At 73.0% G+C, this 19116-nt stretch carries 15 protein-coding genes and 1 riboswitch; of the genes, 4 read left to right on the forward strand and 11 right to left on the reverse strand.

The annotated features are described in order from the left end of the window. Positions 1 to 72: 72 nt before the first annotated feature. Positions 73 to 2274 carry a peptidoglycan-binding protein gene (locus ACFRU2_RS13425; RefSeq protein WP_382971507.1) on the reverse strand — a complete coding sequence of 734 codons (2202 nt, stop codon included), beginning with the start codon at positions 2272 to 2274 and terminating at the stop codon, positions 73 to 75. 200 nt (positions 2275 to 2474) lie between these two features. On the opposite strand from ACFRU2_RS13425, the gene ACFRU2_RS13430 reads away from it, so the two are divergent. After that, positions 2475 to 4535 carry a DHA2 family efflux MFS transporter permease subunit gene (locus ACFRU2_RS13430; RefSeq protein ID WP_382971509.1) on the forward strand — a complete coding sequence of 687 codons (2061 nt, stop codon included), beginning with the start codon at positions 2475 to 2477 and terminating at the stop codon, positions 4533 to 4535. Positions 4536 to 4572: 37 nt separating this feature from the next. On the opposite strand, the gene ACFRU2_RS13435 is transcribed toward ACFRU2_RS13430, so the two are convergent. Beyond that, positions 4573 to 5118, reverse strand: a complete 546-nt coding sequence (locus ACFRU2_RS13435; RefSeq protein ID WP_382971511.1) for a GNAT family N-acetyltransferase — start codon at positions 5116 to 5118, stop codon at positions 4573 to 4575. 105 nt (positions 5119 to 5223) lie between these two features. Between ACFRU2_RS13435 and ACFRU2_RS13440 the strand changes: the two genes are divergently transcribed. After that, positions 5224 to 5619, forward strand: coding sequence for a nuclear transport factor 2 family protein (locus ACFRU2_RS13440; RefSeq protein ID WP_382971513.1), 396 nt, complete (start codon positions 5224 to 5226; stop codon positions 5617 to 5619). A 59-nt stretch (positions 5620 to 5678) separates the two neighbouring features. On the opposite strand, the gene ACFRU2_RS13445 is transcribed toward ACFRU2_RS13440, so the two are convergent. Then, positions 5679 to 6032: an antibiotic biosynthesis monooxygenase family protein gene (locus ACFRU2_RS13445; RefSeq protein ID WP_382971515.1), complete on the reverse strand. Its 354-nt coding sequence runs from the start codon at positions 6030 to 6032 to the stop codon at positions 5679 to 5681. A 224-nt stretch (positions 6033 to 6256) separates the two neighbouring features. Here ACFRU2_RS13445 and ACFRU2_RS13450 point away from each other — a divergent pair, with 224 nt between their 5' ends. Next, positions 6257 to 8197, forward strand: a complete 1941-nt coding sequence (locus ACFRU2_RS13450) for a bifunctional glycosyltransferase 87/phosphatase PAP2 family protein (protein ID WP_382971517.1) — start codon at positions 6257 to 6259, stop codon at positions 8195 to 8197. Between the two features lie 422 nt (positions 8198 to 8619). Here ACFRU2_RS13450 and ACFRU2_RS13455 read toward each other — a convergent pair whose 3' ends face one another. Next, positions 8620 to 8970 carry a DUF6193 family natural product biosynthesis protein gene (locus tag ACFRU2_RS13455; protein ID WP_382971518.1) on the reverse strand — a complete coding sequence of 117 codons (351 nt, stop codon included), beginning with the start codon at positions 8968 to 8970 and terminating at the stop codon, positions 8620 to 8622. Between the two features lie 166 nt (positions 8971 to 9136). Then, on the reverse strand, positions 9137 to 10381 hold the full coding sequence (locus tag ACFRU2_RS13460) for a cytochrome P450 (protein ID WP_382971520.1): 1245 nt from the start codon (positions 10379 to 10381) through the stop codon (positions 9137 to 9139). A gap of 275 nt (positions 10382 to 10656) precedes the next feature. On the opposite strand from ACFRU2_RS13460, the gene ACFRU2_RS13465 reads away from it, so the two are divergent. Continuing rightward, entirely contained in the window at positions 10657 to 11826 is a 1170-nt protein-coding gene (locus tag ACFRU2_RS13465) for a steroid 3-ketoacyl-CoA thiolase (protein ID WP_250745683.1), read from the forward strand. Between the two features lie 121 nt (positions 11827 to 11947). Here ACFRU2_RS13465 and ACFRU2_RS13470 read toward each other — a convergent pair whose 3' ends face one another. The 6 genes from ACFRU2_RS13470 to ACFRU2_RS13495 all read right to left on the reverse strand — a co-directional run bounded on the left by ACFRU2_RS13470 (position 11948) and on the right by ACFRU2_RS13495 (position 18827). After that, entirely contained in the window at positions 11948 to 12403 is a 456-nt protein-coding gene (locus tag ACFRU2_RS13470; protein WP_382971522.1) for a transglycosylase SLT domain-containing protein, read from the reverse strand. Between the two features lie 295 nt (positions 12404 to 12698). Next, a complete protein-coding gene (locus ACFRU2_RS13475; protein ID WP_382971524.1) occupies positions 12699 to 13583 on the reverse strand; it encodes an ECF transporter S component in 885 nt (294 codons plus the stop codon). Further along, a complete protein-coding gene (locus ACFRU2_RS13480; protein WP_382971526.1) occupies positions 13580 to 15541 on the reverse strand; it encodes an ATP-binding cassette domain-containing protein in 1962 nt (653 codons plus the stop codon). The genes ACFRU2_RS13475 and ACFRU2_RS13480 overlap by 4 nt, the downstream gene beginning before the upstream one ends. Before the next feature lie 9 nt (positions 15542 to 15550). Continuing rightward, complete coding sequence (locus ACFRU2_RS13485; RefSeq protein WP_382971528.1) at positions 15551 to 16897, reverse strand: energy-coupling factor transporter transmembrane component T; 1347 nt, start codon at positions 16895 to 16897, stop codon at positions 15551 to 15553. Continuing rightward, on the reverse strand, positions 16894 to 17571 hold the full coding sequence (locus ACFRU2_RS13490) for an SCO2322 family protein (protein ID WP_382971530.1): 678 nt from the start codon (positions 17569 to 17571) through the stop codon (positions 16894 to 16896). Before ACFRU2_RS13490 ends, ACFRU2_RS13485 begins: the two co-directional genes overlap by 4 nt. Further along, entirely contained in the window at positions 17571 to 18827 is a 1257-nt protein-coding gene (locus ACFRU2_RS13495; RefSeq protein WP_382971532.1) for a prenyltransferase/squalene oxidase repeat-containing protein, read from the reverse strand. The genes ACFRU2_RS13490 and ACFRU2_RS13495 overlap by 1 nt, the downstream gene beginning before the upstream one ends. A 142-nt stretch (positions 18828 to 18969) precedes the next feature. Then, a riboswitch (cobalamin riboswitch) is annotated at positions 18970 to 19050 on the reverse strand. Between the last annotated feature and the right edge of the window lie 66 nt (positions 19051 to 19116).

Here is a 19116-nt window from a genome sequence, read left to right on the forward strand (position 1 = left end):
TGAGGACGGAACCACTTTGTTCCTGAAGAATACAAAACGCGGAGGGGTGCTCGCCACCGGATGCGGTGTGTTCTATCCCTCCAAAGCGCGACGGGTCGCCGGACCGTAGACGCCCCAAGGGTCCTCGTCGATGCCGTTGTACGCCTGGAACGTCGAGACCGCCGATTCCGTACGGGCGCCGTACCGCCCGTCGTACTTGCCGTGGTAGATGCCCTGCGCTGCCAGCAGGCGCTGGAGCTTCTCCACCTCGGGGCCCGAATCCCCGTACTGGAGGGTCGGTGCCTGTGTGGGGGGCCGCGAGGTCGGTCGGGAGGTGCGGCTCGGGGTGGGGGACGGGGTGGCCGACGGGGTCGACGAACGGCTCGGGGTGGGGGAGGGCGAAGGGGACGCGGATGCGGAGGCGGACCGGGAGGGGCTGGTGGAGGGGGAGGGCGACGGGGTCGGGCCGGTGCTGGCGGTGGCCTGTGACGGGGCGATCTGGGTGAGGCTGGTCAAGGGGGAGGAGGGCTTCGCGTCGACGAGCGTGGTCTCCGGCGCGGCGGGTCCCGAGGCGACTCGCAGGGCGAGGACGGCCGCGCCGATCACCACGACGGCGGCGGCCGCGATGACGGCGAGCGGGCGGATGCGGCGCCGCGGGGGCCCGGGGGAGTGCGCCCCGTCCGCCCCCTCCGCCCCGTCCGCGCCGCCCATCCCGTGTGCCGAGTACGCCGGGCCGCCCATGCCCCCGGGGTGGGCCGTGGGTGACCCGTACGAGCCGTGGGGGCCGGGTGTCGCGTACGGGTCGTACGGCGGGACCGGGCGCAGCTGCATCGTTTCTTCGGGCAGGGACGCTACGGGTGTTCCGTACGCGGGAGTCTCAGCCCCGGGCGGCAGCGGCGCGGTGCGGGGTCCGCTGGTGGCGGGTGAGTGCGGTGACGCGGGATCCGCCGGGCCCGGGTAGGTCGGGCCTGGATAGGCCGGGAGGACGGCCGTCGGGCCGGGGTGCGCAGCCGGGCCCGCCGGGCCCGGGTAGGGCGGCAAGTCGACTGTCCGGCTCTGGGGTGCGGCGGTGTCCGTCGGGCTGGTGCGCGTCGGCGGGGCGTCGGCCGGGCCGGGGCCCGCCGAGGTGTCGCCCACCGGGTCGGTGGGGGGCGCAGGGGTGTTCGCCTGGCCGGGGTGCGATGGCAGGCCGGGCGCCCGGCCCGGGTGCGGAGCGGAACCGGGTGCGTCGTGCAGTGCAGTGGCGCCGGTCGAGTCGGAGTGCGGCGACGGGGTGCCCGTCGGCCCCGGGTAGGCCGGCAGGCCGGTCGGGTGGCCTGGCTGCGGTGCCGGGTGTGGGGAGACGTGGCGCGCAGTGGTGTCGGCGGGGCCGGTGGCGGTTGCGGCGGTGTCCGCAGCGCTCGTGCTCGCAGCGGTGCTCGCCGGGTCGGGGTAGGGCGGCGGGGTGGCTCCCGGGTGGGGGTGCGGTGGCAGCCCGGCTGGCCGGGTCGTGCCCGCAGCGGTGCCGGTCGGGCTGGTGTGCGTCGGCGGGGTGTCCGCCGGGCCGGGGTGCGCGGAGGTGGCGCCCGTCCGGCCGGGCGGCGGCGGAGTGGTGTCCGGTCGGGCTGCACGAGGCGGTGTCGTGACCGCATGGCCGGGGTCGTGCACCGGGATGGCCGCCGGGCCGGGGTGCGGCGGGGTGGCGCCCGGGTCGGGGCGCGGAGCGGTGCCCGCTGGGCCAGGAGGCGGCGGAGCGGTGTCCGGCCGCCCCGTGTGGGGCCGTCTCGTGCCTGCCGGGCTGGTGTGCGTCGGCTGGGCGTCGGTCAGGCCGGGGCGTACGGAGGTGGTGCCCGTCCAGCCGGGGTGCGGCGGGGCGGTGTCCGGTATGCCTGCGTGCGGTGGTGTCGTGCCGGCGGGGCCGGGGTGGTGGGCCGTGGTGCCGGCCGGGCCGGTGTGCGTCGGCTGGACGGCGGCCGGGCCGGGGTGTGGGGTGCCCGTCCAGCCGGGCGGCGGCGGAGTGGTGTCCGGTATGCCTGCGTGGGGCGGTGTCGTGCCAGCGGGGGCGGAGTGGTGGGCCGTCGTGCCAGTCGGGCCGGTGTGCGCCGGCGGGGCGGCGGCCGGGCCGGGGTGTGCGGAGGTGGTGCCCGGGTTGGGGCGCGGCGCGGTGTCCGCCGGGCCGGGGCGCGCCGACGCGGCGCCCGTCCAGCCGGGCGGCGGAGTGGTGTCCGGTGTGCCTGCGTGCGGTGGTGGCGTGACCGGCGGGTCGGGGTGTGGCGTCGTGGGGTTGGGGAGGGTGATGTAGGGGCGGACGCGCAAGGGCTGGAAGCCTGGTGTGCAGTCGCAGGTTCCTTCCGTCGTGCCGCATTCCGGACAGTGCTCAGTGCTCACTCGAATCCCTCCCCTGGCTGATGCCAGCGATTATGCAGACCCCCGGTAACCCGCCCAACCCGCCCGAGAGGCCATAACGGGACACACCGCTCAGGATGGAGGAGTCGATCAGGCCCGAGGAGGAGCCGATGGTGCAAGACGTGACCACGGAGCCCGACCCGCGCAAGCGGACATCCGGCCCCAGCGCCGAACACGCCTCGAGGGAAGTGCTCGTTTCCATCGGTGCGCTGCTGCTGGGGCTGCTCATCTCTTCGCTCGACCAGACGATCGTGTCGACGGCCCTGCCGACGATCGTCAGCGATCTCGGCGGGATGTCGCACCTGTCGTGGGTGGTCACGGCCTACATGCTCGCTTCGACGGCCGCCACGCCGCTGTGGGGCAAGCTCGGGGACCAGTACGGGCGCAAGAAGCTCTTCCAGTCCGCCATCGTGATCTTTTTGATCGGTTCCGCATTGTGCGGGCTGGCGCAGAACATGCCGCAGCTCATCGGCTTCCGCGCGCTGCAGGGGCTGGGCGGCGGCGGGCTGATGGTGCTGTCGATGGCGATCGTCGGGGACATCGTCCCGCCGCGCGAACGCGGCAAGTACCAGGGACTCTTCGGTGCGGTCTTCGGAGCCACCAGCGTGCTGGGTCCGCTGCTGGGCGGACTGTTCGTGGACCACCTGTCGTGGCGCTGGGTCTTCTACATCAACCTTCCCATCGGGTTCGTCGCCCTCATCGTCATCGCCACGAGCCTGCGCATCCCGGTACGGACCGAGAAGCACACCATCGACTACCTCGGCACCTTCCTCATCGCCTCCGTCGCGACCTGCCTGGTGCTCGTGGCCTCGCTCGGGGGTACGTGGGGCTGGAGCTCGCCCGAGATCATCGGGCTCGCGGTCCTCGGGCTCGTCCTGCTGGTCGGTTTCGTCCTCGTCGAGCGGCGGGCCGTGGAGCCGGTGCTCCCGCTCAAGCTGTTCGGGATCCGGACCTTCACCCTCTGCTCGCTGATCAGCTTCATCGTCGGCTTCGCGATGTTCGGTGCGATGGTCTACCTGCCGACCTTCCTCCAGGTGGTCCAGGGCGTCTCCCCGACCATGTCGGGCGTCCACATGCTGCCGATGGTGCTCGGACTGCTGATCACCTCCACCGTGTCCGGCCAGATCGTCAGCCGTACCGGGCGCTGGAAGGTCTTCCCGATCGCGGGTACGGCACTGACCGCGGTCGGGCTGCTGCTCCTGCACCAGCTGGAGCGCACCAGCTCCACCTGGGAGATGAGCCTCTACTTCTTCGTCTTCGGCGCCGGCCTCGGACTGGTCATGCAGGTGCTCGTCCTGGTGGTGCAGAACTCGGTCAGCTACGCCGACCTCGGTGTCGCCACCTCGGGCGCCACCTTCTTCCGCTCCATCGGAGCCTCCTTCGGCGTCGCCATCTTCGGCACGATCTTCACCAACCGGCTCGACGACAAGCTGGCCGCTGCGCTCAAGGGGATCCCGCTGCCGCCGGGGATCGATGCGAGCCGGCTGGAGGCCGACCCGCGCGCCATCGGCGCACTTCCCGCCGTGCTGCGGCCGCGGGTGCTCGACGCCTACTCCACCTCCATCACGGACGTCTTCCTCTACGCGGCGCCCGTGGTGCTGGTGGCCTTCGTCGTGGCCTGGTTCCTGAAGGAGGACAAGCTGCGCGGTTCGGTGACGGCTCCCGATGTCACCGAGACCCTCGCCTCCAACCCCGTCCAGCGCTCCTCGCGGGAGGAGGTCGCCCGCGCCCTGACGGTGCTCGGGACCCTCCAGGGCCGCAAGCACGTCTACGAGAAGATCACCGCGAAGGCCGGCTACGACCTGCTGCCCGCCGCCAGCTGGATGCTGCTGCGGATCAACAAGTACGGAACCGTCGATCCGGCCGTACTGGCGGAGAAGACCATGGTGCCGCTGCGGGCCATCACGGACGCGGGCCGCCAGATCGAGGAGCGGGGGCTGGCCGTCCGCGAGGGGCTGCCGCTGGTCCTGACGGAGAAGGGCCGTGAGAGCGCGCTGAAGCTGTCCGCCGCGCGGGAGGAGTCGCTCGCCGAGCTGCTCGGCGACTGGTGGACCGCGGACCGCCCGACCGACCTGTCCGAGCTCGTTGCGGAGATCAACTCGGAGCTGTGCGGTTCCGTCGACGAGGAGCCCTACGAGACCTTGCCCCGCCGGGACCATTCCGCCAGGTGACGGCTCCGTCAGGTCAACGGTTCCGTCAGGTGAACGGTCAGACCAGGCGCTTCTCGAACCAGTGCTCGGCGTAGGGGCCGGAGCTGTACGCGGGTATCTCCGCGTACCCGTGGCGCGCGTACAACGCGCGGGCCTCCACCAGGTCGGACCGGGTGTCGAGCCGGACCCGCTCGGCGCCCAGCGCGCGGCCCGCGTCCTCCAGGACCCGGAGCAGGGCCGCCCCGCCGCCCGTACCGCGGGCGCACGGGTCCACGTACACCCGGGTGAGCTCGGCGGTGACGGGGTCCAGGAGACGTATCCCCCCGCACGCGAGGGGCCGGCCGTCGAGCCGGCCGACCACGAACCGGCCCGTCCGCCCCGTGAGCTCGTCGTCGGGGAAGTCCAGGAGGCCCTGGTCGATCTCGGCCTCGGTGACGGACCGCCCCCAGTACCGGCCGGCGACCTCCGCGTAGTACGCGCGGCGCAGCAGCGTGGCGTCCGGGGTGGTGAACGGTTCGGTGGCGACCTGCCAGGTCCCGGCCGGGGGAGTGGGCGTGGAGATGGAGGTGGAGGTGGCGGTGAGGAGCGTCTCTCTGGTGGTCATGACGTCATTGTGGAGCGGCGCCCCGCTGCCCGCGTTGGAATATCCACAGGGCCGGGCTGATGATAGGGAAAAGGGCAAAACGTACCCACGAAGGGCGTGACCGTCATGTCCGAGCATCCTGACTGTGCCCTGATCCGCCGCGGCTACGAGGCCTTCGGCCAGGGCGACATGGAGAAGCTGAGCACGATGATGACGGCCGACGTCATCCAGCACATGCCCGGGAGCGGCCCCCTCTCGGGCCACCACAAGGGGCGGGAAGCCGTCTTCGATCTCTATCGCCGGCTCGGCGAGGAGACGAACGGAACATTCAACGTATATCTGGACAAGCTGCTCGCCGACGGCCGCGGCCACGTCATGAGTTTCCACACAGCGCGCGCCGACCGCGGCGACCGCGGGATCGAGATCCACGAGGGAATCTTCTTCACGATCGTCGCCGGAAAGATCAGCGACCTCGACGTCTGCACCGAGGACATCGAGGAGAGCGACAGCTTCTGGGCCTGACGGGGAGCAAGAGGAATGTGAGAAGGGCCCGGAGCCGCGGCTCCGGGCCTTTCCGACGCTCAGCCCTGCTTCGGCGCCGCCTGCTGCACGACCTCGAACGACCACACCGACGAGCCCGTGGCAGCGGGCTTCGGCCGCTCCGCGCCGCCTTCGCCGCCCGCCGGACCGCCCGCCGCGCCGCCACCCTGGTGGGCCGCCTTCATGGGCCCCTCCATCCACGCCTGGAAGTCCTCCTCGGAACGCCACCGCGTGTACACGAGATACTGGTCCGTGCCCTCGACGGGCCGCAGCAGCTCGAACCATTCGAAGCCGTCCGAGCTCTCCACGGAGCCCGCACGGGAGGCGAACCGCTGCTCCAGAACCTCTCGCTGTGCGTCCGGGACGGTGAGGGCGTTGATCTTCACGATGCTCATGCCCGCCATCCTAGGTATCGCGCGGGGGATATCGTCGTCCGGGTAAATGAAGCGCGCGGTATGAAACGCAGTACGAAACGCGGCAGCCAGGCGAAGTCAGGGTTGCAGTCAACAGGGCGGGAGGCCGGCGAGGCGTGGCTAACGCGGCGGAGCACAGTGGTGCGAACGGACATGCCGGGGTCATAGGCGGTAGCGGCGGAAGCAGACTCGGGGCGGCACGCCTCATGCTGTGGGCGCTGGCCCTGCTGCTCGCCGTCAGGCAGGCCGCGGTCGTGCTGCGCGTGCCACCGGGCGAGTGGCTCAGCGGCTTCCACCTCCCGAGCGGCCTGGCGGGCTCGCTCTACACGAACGGCCAGTTCACCGGGACCCCCTTCGCGGGGCTGGTCCTCAAGCCGCTCCTGGGCCTCGCCGCGCCCTCCCTGGAGGTGGCCTGGACCTGCGTGACCCTGCTGCTCGTCGCCGCCGTCGGGCTGGTCGCCGCGCGCGCCCTGCCCGACCCCGTGCCGCGGCGCACCGCGCTGCTGGCCGCGCCCGTGCTGGTCGCGCTGATGATGGTCTCGCTGCCCGTCCGCGAAGCCGCGCTGCCCGGGCAGACCGCCGTGCTGCCGGTGCTGCTGGTGCTCCTCGCCGTGTTCCGGGTCCCGAGCGAGCGCCCCTCAGGGTTCCTGATCGGCCTGGCCGCAGCCCTCCAGCCCGCACTGCTGCTCTTCGCGCCCCTGCTGTGGCTGTCCGGACGCCGGGCCACCGCGCGCTCCGCCGCCGTGACCTTCGCCGGCGCCACCGCGCTGTCCTGGGCGGCCCTGCCCAGCGACTCGTGGACGTACTGGGTCCAGCACCTGGCCGGCACCGGCCTCGGCGGCGCACCCGACGGGCTCGCCAACCAGTCCGTGCACGGCGCCCTGCTGCGCCTGGGCCTCTCCGGCCCCGGCGAGATCCTGCTCTACGTCGCCCTCGCGGCCCCGATCGTCTGGATCGGCCTGCGCCGCGCCGCCCGCTACGCCCGGGACGGCCAGCTGCTGCTCGCCGTCGCGATCACCGGCTGCGTGGCCGTCGCCGTGTCCCCGACGGGCTGGCGCCACCAGTTGCTGTGGGTGCTGCTGGCGGTCGCGGGCAAGGTCGGCAAGCGGGCCGCGGACCGGCCGGTGTGGCCGGTGGCCGTGGTGCTCGCCATGACCCTGCCGAGCGACGTGCTGCTGCCCAACCTGGTCGCGCTGGCCCCCGTACGGGACAACGTGCTGCTGCTCGCCGCCCTCGCGGCGGCCTGCGCGGTGCCGTTCCTGCCGCGCTCCTCCCCGTACTGGCGCGAGCCGGTCCCCACCGCCTACGGGCGGCCCGCGCCCGCGCGGTGGGCGCGGATCCCGCTGCTGCCGTTCTGGCGGCGCGTGCTGTCGCGTCCGAACCTGTTGCTGGAACTGCTGCTGATACGGGTCGGCTACTCGCTGTACTCGCACATCCGGGCCGCCGCGCCCACCAGCCGGAGCCTGGCGGAGGGCAACGGCAGCCAGATCCACGGGATCGAGAAGGCGCTCGGGATCGACATCGAGCACGCCGTGAACCACGCGGTGGTGAACACGCCCTGGCTGGAGGCGTTCTTCAACTTCTACTACACGTCTTTTCATTTCGTGGTCCCGCTCGGGATCTTGGCGGTGCTGTACTGGCGGCGGCCCAAGGACTACCGGTGGGCGCGGGCGTCGCTGGGGCTGGCGACCGTGCTCGCGCTCATAGGTTTCTGGCTGTATCCGCTGGCGCCGCCGCGGCTGATGCCCGGACTGGGCTTCGTCGACACCGTGCACGGGGTGCAGGACCTGGCGAACCCGAGCTACGGGGCCATGACGGCGATCTCCAACCAGTACGCGGCGATGCCCTCGCTGCACTTCGGCTGGTCGCTGTGGTGCGGGGTCGTGATCGTGACGCTCGCGCCGAAGGGGTGGCAGAAGCTGCTCGGTGCGCTGCATCCGACGATCACCGTGTGCGCGATCGTCGCGACCGCCAACCACTGGGTGCTCGACGCGGTCGGCGGCGCGGTCGTCGTCGGGGCCGGGTTCGGGCTCGTCTACGTGCTGTCGGGGCCTCGGGGGGATGCGGTGCCCGCTGGGGTGGCCGTGCCGCGGCCTCGGAGGCCGGAGCGGGTCGGAGCGGGGTCCGTGGAGCGGACCAGGGCCTGATCGGGGTGGCTTCCGCTGCCTTGGCGGCCTGCGCGGCCTGCGCGGCCGGGGCGGCCGGGGCGGGATGACGAAGGGGTGCCGGGGCGGTGTAGCAGCCCGTCCCGGCACCCCTTCGCGATGGATCGCCGCGTTCTGTCAGGATCCGCCTGCGGGGTGGCTTCCGCCACTCGGGGCGGGGTCGGTGGGGCGGCGGGGGGTGGTGGGCCCTGCGGGGTTGTCCCCTACCCGCCCTTCGCCCGTTCCCCGGGGCTGCGCCCCGGACCCCCTCGGGGCTGCGCCCCGGACCCCCTCGGGGCTGCGCCCCGGACCCCGCCTGTGCGGCGCCGTTGCCGGGGGCTCTGCCCCCGGGCCCCCGCGCCTCAAACGCCGGCGGGGCTGGGGTTGGCCGGCGGGGCTGGGGTTGGCCGGGGTGTTCGGCCGGGTTAGTCCGTCGGCAGGTTGGCCACGACCAGGGCTATTGCCGCGTGGGCCGTGTCGGCTTCGCCGAGGACGGTGGTTTGGCGGGGGCCTCGGACGCGGAAGCGGCCGTCGGGGAGGGGTTCCACGGCCGGGGCGGTCACGGCGAAGGGGTGGCCCGTGGAGGCGCTGAACCACAGGGTGAAGTGGCTGGTGTACGGGTAGAGCCGGCGCAGTTCCGGCTCCTCGCGGGCGGCCTCGATGAGGGCCAGGACACCCTGGCTCATGGGCTCGGTCCCGCCGCCGAGATCGACCATCCGCTGCCACGTCGTGGGCAGCCGCTGCCACCGTCTCGCGCTGGGGTCATCGAGGTTCATCCGGGCAGTCTGGGGTCCGGCCCGCCGCCAAGGCAATGATCCCGAAGGCGGCGAGACGGTAACGACCGGTGACCGGTGAGTAACAACCGAGGGACGGCAGGGGCCGGGCGTGGGAGGTGGGGCCCCTGCCGTCCTGGATCACGGGTCAGGCGTCAGTCGGTGGGCGTCAGCCGTGGCTGACCCGGAGTTCCTTGATGCCGTTCAGCCAGGCCGCGCGCAGCCGGCGCGGGCCCTCGCCGACGAGGCGCAGGTCGGGCAGGGCGTCGGCCAGGGCGTTGAACATCAGGTCGATCTCCATGATGGCCAGCGACTTGCCGAGGCAGAAGTGCGGGCCGCCGCCGCCGAATCCCAGGTGGGGGTTGGGGTCGCGGGTGATGTCGAAGAGGTCGGGGTCGGTGAAGACCTCGGGGTCGTGGTTGGCGGAGGAGTAGAACATGCCGACCCGGTCGCCCGCCTTGATCTTCTGCCCGCCCAGTTCGGTGTCCTGGGTGGCGGTGCGCTGGAAGGACACCACGGGGGTGGCCCAGCGGACGATCTCCTCGGCGGCCGTGGAGGGCCGGGTGCGCTTGTAGAGCTCCCACTGCTCGGGGTGGGTCAGGAAGGCGTGCATGCCGTGGCTGATGGCGTTGCGGGTGGTCTCGTTGCCCGCGACGGCCAGGAGGAGGACGAAGAAGCCGAACTCGTCGGAGCCCAGGTTGCCCTGGCCCTCGGCCGCCACGAGCTGCGTGACGATGTCCTTGGCCGGACACTCCTTGCGCTCCGCCGCCAGGTTCATCGAGTAGCCGATGATCTCGGCCGCCGCGTTGCCGCCGACCTCGGCGGTGATCGCGTACTCCGGGTCGTCGTACGCGATCATCTTGTTCGACCAGTCGAAGATCCGGGACCGGTCCTCCTGCGGTACGCCGATCAGCTCGGCGATGGCCTGGAGCGGCAGCTCGCACGCCACTTGGGTGACGAAGTCGAAGCTGCCGTCCGCCGAGGCTTCGAGGGCCTCCGCGACGATCTTGCGGGCCCGGTCGCGCAGGGCGTCCTCGAGTCCGCGGATGGACCGCGGGGTGAAGCCGCGCTGCACGATCTGGCGTACGCGGGTGTGTTCCGGCGGATCCATGTTCAACATGATCAGTCGCTGGGCATCTATCGCATCGCGCTGGATGTGCTCGTTGAAGCGGATGATCGCCGTGTTCGTGGTGGAGGAGAACAACTCCGGGTGCGTGGAGATGTACTTGACGTCCGCGTGCCGGGTGACGGCCCAGTACCCCTCGTCGTCGAAGCCGGTGACGCCCCGCGGCTGCGGGCACCACCACACGGGTGCGGTCTGCCGCAACTGCGCGAACTCGGGGTAGGGGACCCGGTCTTGGAGAACGTCCGGGTCGGTGGCGTCGAAGCCTTCGGGCAGCGCGGGGCAGGTCATCGGGCGACTCCAAAGTCTGACGGCCCATCAGAAGTTGGCTTGAAGGTAGTAACGAGTTCTAGAAGTGACAAGGGGCCCCGCGCCAACTGTTGCGTGTGGAATCCGTGTAAGCCGCGTGCAAGACCCTTGCGTACCGGGTGTTCTGGTCATAAGACTGCGGGGAGAACTAGAACGCGTACTAGTTCGGGTGGGGCGCCGGGACGGCCCGCCCGTCAGCTGAGGCGCGCTAGCCGATGCGCGCTGTGCGCTACGCAGGAGCAGGAGAGGACGAGCTCATGGCCGCGGAACCCGTCATCGTCGAAGCCGTACGCACCCCGATCGGCAAGCGCGGGGGCGCGCTCGCCAATCTTCACCCCGCCTACCTCCTCGGTGAGACCTACCGCGAGCTCCTCGCCCGCACGGGAATCCAGCCCGACTGCGTGGAGCAGATCGTCGGCGGCACCGTCACCCACGCCGGCGAGCAGTCGATGAACCCGGCCCGCAACGCCTGGCTGGCCATGGGCCTCCCGTACGAGACCGCCGCGACCACCGTGGACTGTCAGTGCGGCAGCTCCCAGCAGGCCAACCACATGGTCGCCAACATGATCTCCGGCGGTGTCATGGACATCGGCATCGCCTGCGGGGTCGAGGCCATGACCCGCGTCCCGCTGGGATCGGGGTCGAAGCACGGACCCGGCAAGCCCTTCCCGGACGAGTGGAACGTCGACCTCCCGAACCAGTTCGAGGCCGCCGAGCGCATCGCCCGCCGCCGGGGCCTGACCCGTGAGGACGTGGACCGCCTCGGCGTCCTGTCCCAGGAGCGGGCCGCCGCCGCGTGGGCCGAGGAGCGGTTCAAGCGGGAGACCTTCGCCGTGCAGGTGCCCACCACGGAGGCCGAACAGGCCGCCGGCCAGGGCATGTGGCGGCTCGTCGACCGGGACGAGGGCCTGCGCGACACCTCCATGGAGGGCCTCGCCCGGCTCAAGCCGGTCATGCCGACCGCCGTGCACACCGCCGGGAACTCCTCGCAGATATCCGACGGCGCCGCCGCCGTGATGTGGGCCTCGCGCAAGATGGCCCGCGCGCTCAAGCTGCGGCCGCGCGCCCGGATCGTCGCCCAGACGCTGGTCGGCTCCGACCCGCACTTCCACCTGGACGGGCCGATCGACGCCACGCGGGCCGTGCTGGGCAAGGCCGGCATGTCCCTCAAGGACATCGACCTCGTCGAGATCAACGAGGCCTTCGCCTCCGTCGTCCTCAGCTGGGCCCAGGTCTTCGACCAGGACCTGGAGAAGGTCAACGTCAACGGTGGCGGCATCGCGATCGGCCACCCCGTCGGCGCGACCGGCGCCCGTCTGATCACCACCGCCCTGCACGAGCTGGAGCGCCGGGACAAGGAGTTCGCGCTGATCACCATGTGCGCGGGCGGCGCGCTGGCGACGGGCACCATCATCCAGCGGCTGTAGCACCTGCTGCGCCGCCTTTGAACCCTGTGGGATGGGATCGCAAAGGCCCCGGTGGCCGGACCTGGGGAGGTCGGCTGCCGGGGCCTTCGCATGTGCTGTTTCGTCTGCTGCCGCTGGTGGTTTAGTACCAGTGGTTGTTCTGCCAGAACGTCCAGGCGCCGGCAGGGCTGCCGTAGCGGGAGTTCATGTAGTCCAGGCCCCACTTGATCTGGGTGGCCGGGTTGGTCTTCCAGTCCGAGCCCGCCGAAGCCATCTTCGAGGCCGGCAGGGCCTGGACCAGGCCGTACGCGCCGGAAGCGGAGTTCGTGGCGGTGTAGTCCCAGCCGGACTCGTGGGACACGATGTTGTTGAACGCCGCGAACTGCGCCGGGTCCTTGATCATCTGCTGGGCGATCGCCTTGGCACTCATCGGGGCGGCCTGCGCGGGAACCGCGGCCAGCATGGAGCCGGCAACGCCCAGGGCGAGGACGGTACCCGCGAGGGTCTTCTTCGAAGCGGCGATGCGGCGGATGACGGCGTTGGACACGGACGAACCTTCCGAAGGGAACAGGGGCAGTCGCATGCATGCCAGAGGCATGCGTGAGCCACTCACGCGAGGGAGAGGGGTTCGTCGGCGGGAGCGGGAGAGCCCGGGGGATCTCCGTCCGCCTTGCGACTCATCCAGTTCTACGGGGGTAGAGCCCGCCTGGCAACGACCCCTCTTACTAGTGGTCCTCGCAGCCGGGGCGTAACGACCCCTCGGGGGGCGGATGGGTATCGGTGCAGGTGGGGGCAGGTATGAGGGGGTGGGTAAGGGCCGTTTAAGGACTACTATTCCGCTTCGTATGTGACCGAGGTCCTGTGGGGCGGGTCACCGCCGAGAGCCCCGGATCTCACCGTGCGTGGTGGGTCATATCCCTTTCGGGGGAAGGTTTGGGGGCATTTGTGACCCCCGGATCGAAGGCCACGGGCGCATCGAACGCCGCTTTTCTGGTGGCCCGCCGCAATGCCTTCAGCAGGGTCGCGCCGAGCGTGAGGGTCAGTACGACGGTCAGCGCGGCCCGGCCCAGGTCCCAGCCCAGCGAGGTCGCCAGGTAGTACGCGACGAAGCGGGTCAGGTTTGCCGGGAGCGGCTCCCCGGGGTGGAAGGAGATGCCTTGGGCCATCCCCTGGATGATCACCCAGCCCTGCAGGTTCATGACGAAGCCGTACGCGAACGAGCCCAGGAACCCGTACAGCGCGAGCATCGCCAGCTCGGCCCGCCCCCGGATCCGGTCCGGACCCGGCAGCAGGCCGGCCCCCAGCGAGAACCAGCCCATGGCCAGCATCTGGAACGGCATCCACGGCCCGACACCACCCGTGAGCAGGGCCGACGCGAACATCGTGACCGCGCCCAGGACGAAGCCGAAGCCCGGGCCGAGCACGCGGCCGCTCAGCACCAGCAGGAAGAACATGGGCTCCAGGCCGGCCGTACCGGCGCCGATCGGGCGCAGGGCGGCCCCGACCGCGGCCAGTACGCCGAGCATGGCGACGGCCTTGGCGTCCATGCCGTCGTCGGCGATGGTCGCGACGACCACGCCGACGAGGAGCGGAAGCAGGGCGGCGAAGAGCCAGGGGGCGTCCTGGGCGTGCGCGAAGCCGGACTGGCGGGCGGCGAGGAGCGGCCAGCCGAAGGCGGCGATGCCGATGAGGGTGACGAGGACCAGGGCGGCGGCGGCGCGGGGGCCGATGCGGAGGGGGCGGGTACGGGGGGTGGCCGCGTCGCCGCGGGCGCTCATGAGGCGCCCCGGGCGGAGAGGGCCGCCTCGACCTGGGAGACCGTGAGCCAGTGGCCCGGGGCCAGGATCTTGGCCACCTGCGGAGCGAAGGCGGGGGAGGAGACGACGACCTCGGCGGTCGGGCCGTCCGCGACGATCTCGCCGCCGGCCAGGATCACCACGCGGTGGGCCAGCTCGGCGGCGAGCTCCACGTCGTGGGTGGCCAGGACGATGGCGTGGCCGTCGGCGGCGAGCCCGCGCAGGATCTCCACCAGGCGGGCCTTGGCGGCGTAGTCCAGTCCGCGGGTCGGCTCGTCGAGGAGGAGGAGGGACGGGCGGCCGGTCAGGACCAGCGCCAGGGCGAGGGCCAGGCGCTGGCCCTCGGAGAGGTCGCGCGGGTGGGTGTCGTCGGGGACGTCGGGGAGGAGTGCGGCGACGAGGGCACGGCAGGTGCCGGGCGCCTGACCGGCGTCGTGGTCGGCGGCGGTGCATTCGGCTGCGACGGTGTCGGCGTAGAGGAGGTCGCGGGGCTCCTGGGGGACCAGACCGACGCGGGTCACCATCTCGGCGGGTGGTGTGCGGTGGGGGGTGCGGCCGCTGACCGTGACCTGGCCGGTGGTGGGCTCCAGCGTGCCGATGAGGGTGGCGAGGAGGGTGGACTTTCCGGCGCCGTTGCGGCCCATCAGGGCGATGGTCTCGCCCGGCGCCACGGTGAGGTCGATGTCGCGGAGGACTTCGGCGCGGCCGCGGCGGAGGGATACGGCCTTGACCGTGGCCGGGGCGGCCTTGCCGATCGGGTGGGCAGGCTGGGGGGTGGGGTGGCCTCGGCGGCGCAGTCGGGCGAGCAGGCCGGGGCGGTGCGTGGGGCCGGGGTCGGTGTGGGGGCCCTGCGGGCGGCCGTCCCCTACCCACCCTTCGCCCGTTCCCCGGGGCTGCGCCCCGGACCCCTTGCGGGGCTCCGCCCCGGACCCCGCCTGGGGCTGCGCCCCGGCACCGGCCTGGGGCTGCGCCCCGGCACCCGCCTGGGGCTCCGCCCCCGACCCCGCCTGGGGCTCCGCCCCCGACCCCGCCTGGGGCTGCGCCCCCGACCCCGTCAGGGGCTCCGCCCCGGCGTCCGACGGGTCTGCCTTGCCCGGGGCCTGGGGCTGCGTCCCGGCGGTGGCTTGGGTCAGGTGGGTGAGGAGGGGGGTGGCGCGGCGGCGGGCGTCGCGGATGGAAAGGGGGAGGGGGGACCAGTTCGCCAGGCGGCCCAGGGCCACCACCGGGGGGTGGACCGGGGAGACGGCCATGATGTCGGAGGGGGTGCCCAGGACGGCGGGTGCGCCCGGGGAAGGGAGGAGCAGGACCCGGTCGGCGTACTGGACCACCCGCTCCAGGCGGTGCTCCGCCATCAGGACGGTCGTGCCCAGGTCGTGGACCAGGCGTTGCAGGACGGCCAGGACTTCCTCCGCCGCCGCGGGGTCGAGGGCCGAGGTCGGCTCGTCCAGGACCAGGACCTTCGGGTGCGGGGTCAGGACCGAACCGATCGCCACCCGCTGCTGCTGGCCCCCGGACAGGGTGGCGATCGGGCGGTCCCGGAGGTCGTTCAGGCCGAGGAGGTCGAGGGTTTCCTCGACGCGGCGGCGCATGACGGAGGGCGCCAGGCCCAGGGATTCCATGCCGTAGGCGAGCTCGTCCTCGACGACGTCCGTCACGAAATGGGCCAGGGGATCCTGGCCCACCGTGCCGACCACGTCCGCGAGTTCCCGCGGCTTGTGCGTGCGGGTGTCCCGGCCGGCGACCGTGACCCGGCCCTTGAGGGTGCCCCCGGTGAAGTGCGGGACCAGGCCCGAGACCGCCCCGAGGAGGGTGGACTTGCCGACGCCGGAGGGGCCGACCAGGAGGGTCAGCTCGCCTTCCGGGAGCGTGAAGTCGGCGTGGGCGAGGGAGGGGGCGGCCGCGCCCTCGTACGTCACCGATACGTCTTCGAAGTGGATCATGGGGGCTGCTCACGCCTCCTGCGAGGGGGGTAGTGGGGCCACCAGGGCCGGGAGGAGGCCGATCAGGATCGCTGCCGCCGGCCAGAGCGGGAGGGTGGGGGCGACGAGGGGGACGACGCCGGGGCGCAGGGCCTCCGGGTCCAGGGACGCGGCCCGGATCAGCAGGGCCGCGACCGCCGCGCCCGACCCGGCGACCAGCCAGGCCCGTACGCCCCACCGGTCCGGCCGGTACCGGGTCCGGATCGACCGGCGGCCGCCGAGGCGCAGCCCGGCCAGGGCCAGGAGGAGGGAGGCGAGGAGGAGGGTGAGGCCGTAGCCGGCGCCCTCCGCCGCCAGCAGGCCGTACGTGCCCGCGCAGATGCCGAGCAGCCCGCCGAGGGTGAGCACGTTGGTGGTGTGCCGGACGGCGGCGGGAACGCGGGCGGTGCGGCCGTAGCCGCGGGCGTCCATCGAGGCGGCGATGGCCACGGAACGTTCCAGCGCGCCCTCCAGCACCGGCAGGCCGATCTGGAGGATGGCCTTGATCCCGCCCGTGGGACGGCCGCGCAGCCGGCGGGCCGTCCGGAGGCGGACCACGTCCGCGACCATGTTCGGCGCGAAGGTCATCGCGACGACCACGGCGACGCCGACCTCGTACAGGGCCGCGGGCAGCGACTTCAGCAGCCGCGCCGGGTTCGCTAGGGCGTTCGCGGCGCCGACGCAGATGAGGAGCGTGGCCAGCTTCGCGCCGTCGTAGAAGGCGAAGACGAGCTGCTCGGCGGTGACCCGGCCACCGAGCCGGATGCCCTGCGCCCAGGCCGGGAGCGGGACCTCGGGGAGGGTGAAGAGGGTGTGCACACCGGGGATGGGGGAGCCGAGGAGCATGGAGAAGACGAGGCGCAGGGCGATGACGAAGAGGCCGAGCTTGACGAACGCCCCGTAGGAACGCGCCCAGGGGGCGTCGGTGCGGCGGGCAGCGACCACGTAACCGGCGACGCCGACGATCAGGCCGAGGAGGAGGGGGTTGGTGGTGCGCGAGGCGGCGGTGGCGAGCCCGAGGGCCCACAGCCACCAGGCGCCCGCGTGCAGGGCGTTGCCACGCGTGGCCTCGGGGGCACGCCATTTTTTGTACGTCGGCACCCGCGGGCTCCCGGTTGCCCGGTCGGCGGCGATCGGGCCGGTCGGGGTGGGGACGTCGCGTTCCGCGCCGTGGGTGGTGCGCCCGGCCTGCGGCCGGGCGGGGTTCCCACCCGCACCACCCGTGCGGGTGGACGGGCGGGTGCGGCTGGCCCCGGTGGGTGGCTGAGCGCCGTCGGCGCCCGTCCCGCCGCTCGCGCCGCTCCCGCCGCTCCCGCCGCTCCCGCCCACCACCGTCATCGGGTGCGGCGGCGGCGGGACTGCCAGAGCGTGGCCGCGCCCAGGGCTGCCACCGCTGCGATGCCCGCGAGGAGGCCCGCCGACGGGCCGCCGCCGTCGGATCCGGCGGCAGCATCGGCGGCGGGCGTGGCCGTGGGCGTAGCCGGCGCCGGCGCCGCATCCGCGAGGGGCTCGCCGCAGCCCTGCTTCGGGTAGCCCGAGATCGCGCACAGCAGTGCCGCGCTGTTGTAGCGCAGCGGCTTGGCCACCTCCGCCAGCGCCTCGGCCGTCGTGGCGTCCGGGCCGACCTGCGCACAGGCCGTGCGCGGAGCGTCCTGCGGCGGGGTTTCGCCCGCCTGGGCTTCGGCGGGCGTGCCGAAGTCGATGACGAGCGCGATCCGCTTCTTGCCCGCCGCCGGGGCGGTGGCCGAGCAGATGGCCGCGAAGTCGGGAGCCGTGCGCGGCGGGGCGGCCTGGTCGGCCGCGTCCTTGCTCACCACGAAGTGGAAGCCCTGCACGGAGCCGTCCGCCGGACGCAGCGAGGAGGGGCCCTGGGTGGCGTACGCCCAGGTGCCGCCCGCCCCGTCCCAGAACGACCAGTAGCGGTAGGTCGACGCCAGGGCGGGGGACGCGGCCAGCAGCGTCAGGACGATGCCGGCCAGGAGGGCCCGCAGGGTCAGGGAGCGGTGCTGCATCAGAGCTGGTTCTTCTTGCGGCGGCCGCTCAGCACGATGCCGATGCCCATGCCGGCCGCCGCGCCCGCGAGGATCATCCACCAGACGTTGCTGCCGGAGTCCTTCTCCTTCTCCTTCTTCTCCGCCGGCTGCTCCGACGCGTTCGCGGATGCGCCCTGCGGGGCCGGGCCCGTCGCGTTCAGCGCCGTCACCAGGTCGGTGCCGCCGAAGGACTTCGGGTCGGTGCCGGTCGCGTGCGCGGCCAGGATCAGGGTGGCGAGACCGGCCGGGTTGCCCTTGGACCACTCGGCGGAGTTGGTCTTCAGCCACTCCAGGGCGCCCGCCGCGGACTGCTTGTGCCCGGCCGCGGCCAGGGCGATGACCGCGTCGGCGGTGTTGCCGTGGTCCGCGGTCGACTGGTCGGCACCCGGGGTCAGGGCGGTGAGGTGGCCGTCCTTCTTCAGGGCCTCCGCCAGGTATCCGGCGCCGCCCTGGGCCGCCGCCACCGGGTCGCCGGCGGTCGCCGGGCAGGCGAGCGGGGCCGCGGGGGTGTCCTGGGGGGAGGGGGAGACGACCGGGCCGAGACCGAGTCCGGCCACCACGACGGCGGCCGTCGCGTCGGCGCTGGCGGACAGCTTGCCGCCGGCCGGCTGGAACGCGAAGGCGCCCCGGTCGGCGGCCGGCTCGGCCGAGCAGCCCAGCTGGAAGGTGAGGAGGGCCTCGTACGGGGTCTTGCCCTTCGACTTGACCTCGGCCGGCTTCTCGCCGGCCGCCTCCAGGGCACGGATCACGAGGGCGGTCGAGTTGGCGTCCGAACCGCTGTCCATGGCGCCGCCGGGGTTGCTGCTCCAGCCGCCGTCCTGGTTCTGCACGGACTTCAGCCAGCCGACCGCCTTCTTCACCGTGTCCGTGTGCCCGCCGACCGCGGCCAGCGCCTGTACGGCGACCGAGGTGGCGTTGGAGTCGATGTACGCCGAGGCGTCGCAGGGCTTGGCGGTGTCCGCGCGGAAGGCGGCGAAGGAGCCGTCGGCGCACTGCTGGCCGACCAGCCAGTCCACGGCCTGCAGCGCGGGCTTCTCGCCCACCGTGGTCTGGGCGAGCAGCGCGAACGACTGCCGCCACACCCCGTCGTACGACGGGTCGGCCTTGCCGAAGAGACCGGAGGGGACGACGGGCGACGGGGACGGCGTGGCGACATCGGCGAGGGCCGCGGGGGCCGAGCCCACGCAGAGCACGGCGGAGACGGCGAGCGTGGCGGCGCTGCGGCGGACGTTCATGCGGGGCGGGTGCCTCTCGTGCTGGGGAACCGGGAGGCAGGCAGCACAGCGAGGGAGGCTGGTACCGGGCTCCGGCTCCGTTTACCTCGACGGTGCCGGCCGCCGGAGGACCCGGCGGCACGAGCCGCGCACCTCCGGCACGGGGCAATCCGGCTCCCCGCCCCCGATGCTGCCGGGGCGGGTCACGGTTGCGGGTCAGCGCCGGATTCGCACCGGCTTCCCCCCGTACGGAAGTGTGGACGACGCCCATACTCTACCGGCCCGTAGCTCCGGTGCCGGGTGGCGCCGC

It is taken from the genome of Streptomyces sp. NPDC056883, from assembly GCF_042788835.1.
GTDB classification, from domain to species: Bacteria; Actinomycetota; Actinomycetes; order Streptomycetales; family Streptomycetaceae; genus Streptomyces; species Streptomyces stoeckheimensis.

Excerpts from the sequence above, each read along its gene's own strand:
- ACFRU2_RS13430 (WP_382971509.1), top strand. The coding sequence starts at position 2,475 with ATGGTGCAAGACGTGACCACGGAGCCCGACCCGCGCAAGCGGACATCC.
- ACFRU2_RS13435 (WP_382971511.1), bottom strand. The coding sequence starts at position 5,118 with ATGACCACCAGAGAGACGCTCCTCACCGCCACCTCCACCTCCATCTCC.
- ACFRU2_RS13440 (WP_382971513.1), top strand. The coding sequence starts at position 5,224 with ATGTCCGAGCATCCTGACTGTGCCCTGATCCGCCGCGGCTACGAGGCC.
- ACFRU2_RS13445 (WP_382971515.1), bottom strand. The coding sequence starts at position 6,032 with ATGAGCATCGTGAAGATCAACGCCCTCACCGTCCCGGACGCACAGCGA.
- ACFRU2_RS13450 (WP_382971517.1), top strand. The coding sequence starts at position 6,257 with ATGCTGTGGGCGCTGGCCCTGCTGCTCGCCGTCAGGCAGGCCGCGGTC.
- ACFRU2_RS13455 (WP_382971518.1), bottom strand. The coding sequence starts at position 8,970 with ATGAACCTCGATGACCCCAGCGCGAGACGGTGGCAGCGGCTGCCCACG.
- ACFRU2_RS13460 (WP_382971520.1), bottom strand. The coding sequence starts at position 10,381 with ATGACCTGCCCCGCGCTGCCCGAAGGCTTCGACGCCACCGACCCGGAC.
- ACFRU2_RS13465 (WP_250745683.1), top strand. The coding sequence starts at position 10,657 with ATGGCCGCGGAACCCGTCATCGTCGAAGCCGTACGCACCCCGATCGGC.
- ACFRU2_RS13470 (WP_382971522.1), bottom strand. The coding sequence starts at position 12,403 with ATGCCTCTGGCATGCATGCGACTGCCCCTGTTCCCTTCGGAAGGTTCG.
- ACFRU2_RS13475 (WP_382971524.1), bottom strand. The coding sequence starts at position 13,583 with ATGAGCGCCCGCGGCGACGCGGCCACCCCCCGTACCCGCCCCCTCCGC.
- ACFRU2_RS13480 (WP_382971526.1), bottom strand. The coding sequence starts at position 15,541 with ATGATCCACTTCGAAGACGTATCGGTGACGTACGAGGGCGCGGCCGCC.
- ACFRU2_RS13485 (WP_382971528.1), bottom strand. The coding sequence starts at position 16,897 with ATGACGGTGGTGGGCGGGAGCGGCGGGAGCGGCGGGAGCGGCGCGAGC.
- ACFRU2_RS13490 (WP_382971530.1), bottom strand. The coding sequence starts at position 17,571 with ATGCAGCACCGCTCCCTGACCCTGCGGGCCCTCCTGGCCGGCATCGTC.
- ACFRU2_RS13495 (WP_382971532.1), bottom strand. The coding sequence starts at position 18,827 with ATGAACGTCCGCCGCAGCGCCGCCACGCTCGCCGTCTCCGCCGTGCTC.